Source organism: Streptomyces sp. WM6372, assembly GCF_001279655.1.
GTDB lineage: Bacteria > Actinomycetota > Actinomycetes > Streptomycetales > Streptomycetaceae > Streptomyces.
Window position 1 is genome coordinate 1 of the sequence record NZ_LGDB01000135.1, and the last position, 315, is coordinate 315.

Consider the following 315-nt stretch of genomic DNA (forward strand, 5'->3'; position numbering starts at 1 on the left):
GTCACTGCCCGACCCGGCGAGCGCCTCGCCGCACGACGTGGCCCGGTTCTTCGCCGGCCTGGACGACGCCGGGCGCCGGGCGCCCGTACGCCCCCACCCCCTGGTGGTGGGCTGGGGTTCCGTGTTCGGGCCCATCGACGCTGCGGTGCGGCCCGGACGCGGTGAGGCCGGCCCGATCGGGGAGGCGCAAGGCGAAGGGGCCCACACTCGGGCCCACCAGTTGCTCGGGCACGCCGAGGGGAAGCAGGCCCTCCTGGAGGGCCAGGGCCAGGGTGGGCTCGCGGGTGTAGCGGCGTGCGTTGTCGATGCAGAGGG

At 76.5% G+C, this 315-nt stretch carries 1 protein-coding gene; it reads right to left on the reverse strand.

Going from position 1 to position 315, the window contains the following annotated elements; translation table 11 throughout:
• Position 1: 1 nt before the first annotated feature.
• Positions 2–315: hypothetical protein (locus ADK52_RS43520; protein WP_234343658.1), on the reverse strand; the 314-nt coding region annotated here is incomplete at its 5' end.